3 protein-coding genes are annotated in these 3363 nt (G+C 43.7%); 1 reads left to right on the forward strand and 2 read right to left on the reverse strand.

Features of this window, described 5'->3' with window-relative positions; genetic code table 11:
- Positions 1–9: 9 nt before the first annotated feature.
- Complete coding sequence (locus tag VN379_RS21135) at positions 10–861, reverse strand: YitT family protein (protein WP_325537544.1); 852 nt, start codon at positions 859–861, stop codon at positions 10–12.
- Between the two features lie 269 nt (positions 862–1130).
- Here VN379_RS21135 and VN379_RS21140 point away from each other — a divergent pair, with 269 nt between their 5' ends.
- A complete protein-coding gene (locus VN379_RS21140) occupies positions 1131–1544 on the forward strand; it encodes a hemerythrin domain-containing protein (RefSeq protein ID WP_325537546.1) in 414 nt (137 codons plus the stop codon).
- 24 nt (positions 1545–1568) lie between these two features.
- On the opposite strand, the gene VN379_RS21145 is transcribed toward VN379_RS21140, so the two are convergent.
- Positions 1569–2981 carry a hypothetical protein gene (locus tag VN379_RS21145; RefSeq protein ID WP_325537548.1) on the reverse strand — a complete coding sequence of 471 codons (1413 nt, stop codon included), beginning with the start codon at positions 2979–2981 and terminating at the stop codon, positions 1569–1571.
- Positions 2982–3363: the final 382 nt, after the last annotated feature.

Below are 3363 nucleotides of genomic sequence, written 5' to 3' on the forward strand. Positions count from 1 at the left end.
ATTCACTTATTATAACTGTCTGGAGTTTGGCAGCGTAAAGCCCCGCCCCATGACTTCAGCCGCATCCTGAACAATCATAAACGCCTGCGGATCAGACTCATGAACAAGCTGTTTAATTTTAGCGATCTGAGTAAGGCTAACAACAACAAACAATACTTTTTTACTCTGACGGGTAAAAGCGCCTTCCCCGTTAAGAATAGTAACCCCCCGGCCTACTTCTTTTAAGATGGCCTCTACAATACTATCGGTATTGTAGGAAACGATAAAGACAGTTTTTCTGCGATTAAAACCTTCCACTACCTTATCTGTCAGATTGGCACTAATAAACATTGAAATTAACGTTAACATTGCCAGTTTGAGGCCAAACAACATCGCCGCAACAAGCATAACGGCACAGTTAACAGCAAAACCAACTACCCCAAAATTCAGTGCGTAGTATTTCTTTACAATGGCTGCAACAATATCCAACCCGCCGGCGCTGCCATTAACCCGGAATATAAGACCGCTGCCGATACCTGAAATAACCCCGCCGGTAATTGCAGAGATAATGGGATCATCGATAAGGTTATATTGTGAAAAAAACTGGGTGGCATCTACGGTAAAGGAAAAAAGGATTGTTCCAAAAATGGTACCAATTGTATACTCTTTGCCCAGCAGCCGGTAGGCGGCATAAAGCAAAGGGAGATTCATCACAAAAACCTGGACCCCGACCGGCAAGCCGAAAAGAAAATAAAAGATAAGAGCCAAACCGGAAACCCCGCCACTGAGCAGGTGATGTGGCACCAGAAACGCGTTAATAGAAATACTGCTGACGACACAGCCAATAGCAACCCACAGGTATTGATTAATCTTATTTCGCATATATTCCTCCATTTAATAGTACATTTCAGCTTACCCCTAATAGGATTCTACCATACCGGAGTAAAATCCGGAATATCTTTAATCGTTTTTACCCCCTGTTCCCCCTGGTATTTATATCTAAACTAAGAAAACTCAGCGCAACCTGCACTGAGTTTTCTTTCACCACCCGAATTATACGCGGTGCGGGCAATGCTTGTGATCTGGCTCACATCATAAAAAATCTTTCAGGATTATACTGGAAATATAAGAGTTCGAGGAGGTTTTTGATCATGGCAGACATATCTAATCTAACAAGACAACATAAAGAAATTATTGAGCTTTTAGATAAGCTTAATAATTTCGCCACACCAGCAGCAGTGGTAAAAGACGCGTTTGCAATCTCAATGCTGTTGGGTCAGCTAGCCGGCAAAATCAATATTCACCTGTCTAATGAGGATAAATTTCTTTACCCCCGGCTAATGGACTCAAATGATGTCCGAACCCAGACGGTCAGTACTCAGTTTGCCCAGGAGATGGGGGGACTGGCGAGTACCTTCGGTGACTTTAAAAGCAAGTACACAAACTCGATCAAAATAAGCGATAATGCCCCTTCTTTCTTAACCGAGCTAAAGCAAATTACTACAGCGATTAGAGCCCGTACTATCAGAGAGGAAACCGCACTTTACCCGCTTCTCGCCAACTAGGTTCGCTATCAGCCAGATATTATTTTAAAATGGCCCGTAATTTATCACTACAGCAAGAATAAGGAACGCGGCAGCAGCTAATGAAGTGAGGACAGCATAGGGCAGGATGTATTGCAGCCATTTGGGGAAAGGTACCTTAGCATAGGTTAGATAAGCAATCACTACTGCAACTGTTGGGTAGCAAATATTAGTGAGTCCGTCGCCGAACTGGAATGCCAGTACGGCGATTTGTTTGTTAAGATGAATAATATCAGCCAGGGGCAACATAATTGGCATAGTCAACATGGCCAAACCGCTGCCTGAGGGTACGAACAAATTAAGAATGGACTGGACAATAAACATCGCCACCCCTGACAATACCGGGCTAAGCTCTTTTAATGGTAATGACAGATAATAGATGATCGTATCGGTTATTGAAGCATTATCCATGACAACACCGATAGCCCGCGCCAGACCAACGGCCATGGCCCCCGGGAAGATTGCTTTACCGCCTTCAATCAAGGTGTCAGCAATCTGATTGGCACTGTAACCGGCCATGATACCGGCAATGATACCACCGATAATATAAAGAGCCGACATTTGCGGAATACCCCACTTTAATTGAAGTGTACCATAAATAATGATAGTCAGGGTTGCCACAAATACCAGCAAAATAGCCTTATGTCTACCTGATAGGGTCATGTTATCCAAGTCAATCCGGACTCCACCCTGGAATTTGTCAGTAAGACCGTATACTACACTTGTCGTAGGATCGGCTTTTACACGGCGCGCATACCGTAAGATAAAAGCATTGCCAATTAATAAAAAGGTAGCAAAAATAAGCAGGCGATATTCAATGCCGGAAAACATCGGTAGTCCGGCCAGACTGTGTCCAATACCAACTGTCCAGGGATTTGTCGGCCCGCTGGTCCAGCCTAAATTGATCCCCAGCACTGCAATTGAGATACCGACAATAACATCATAGCCAAGGGCCAGCGCAATTCCCACACACAGTGGTGCAAAAGGAATAGCCGCTTCCATCATCCCCGGGAAAGCCCCCAGGCAGGCAAAGAATGTGGTAATCAGCATCAAAACCCAGGAGCTCCGTTCATGACCGAAACGTTTGGCAAACCAGCCAATCGCCCCGCCAATGGCGCCGGTGGCCTCAAACAAACTAATAGCGCCGCCAATGAGAAAAATCATAAAGATTAATGCCCCGGCGCTTTGCAGCCCGGCCGGGATGACGGTAAAGAAATCAAATACTGCTACCGGTTTCTGCTGTACAAAGTGAAAACTATTAGGATCAATTAGCTTACGGCCATCCACGATCATTGTTTCATATTTGCCGGCAGGGATAATGTAAGATAACAAGCCAACCAAAATAATAATACCAAAAAGTAATACAATCCCATTAGGGAATCTTTCCAGCCATGATTTTTTTTGAGTATTGTCTTCCATTCCTAGTCCTCCTTGAATTTATACATTGAAATTAATATTGCATATTTCATACCAATCTTGCTCAGCCAGCAATGACACGCTTTTAATGACTTCAGACTGCATTAAAATATTTCAACTGCAATAATTATATGCGCACTATTCTTTTGCCGAGAGGTAAAATGGTCAAAAAAAGAGGTTGCCCCACCCTGCTGTTTCATCCAGTCTCTTTGCATTCAGCCTGCCCTTAGTTAATTCGGTCTCGGCTTACCTTCACCATTTCGCAAAACTTGACTTGGCTGCCGCGTAAACCGAAATATTACTGAAGCAGGCAGTATCACCGATAATAAATATAGGAAAAATTGGGACATCGAAATGCAAAAGAGGACTAAAATCTATTTAGAGG

This window comes from Sporomusa sp. (assembly GCF_035561255.1).
Taxonomy (GTDB): domain Bacteria; phylum Bacillota; class Negativicutes; order Sporomusales; family Sporomusaceae; genus Sporomusa.

Bases quoted from the DNA above. Each gene is read 5' to 3' on its own strand.
- VN379_RS21135 (WP_325537544.1), bottom strand. From the start codon at position 861: ATGCGAAATAAGATTAATCAATACCTGTGGGTTGCTATTGGCTGTGTC.
- VN379_RS21140 (WP_325537546.1), top strand. From the start codon at position 1,131: ATGGCAGACATATCTAATCTAACAAGACAACATAAAGAAATTATTGAG.
- VN379_RS21145 (WP_325537548.1), bottom strand. From the start codon at position 2,981: ATGGAAGACAATACTCAAAAAAAATCATGGCTGGAAAGATTCCCTAAT.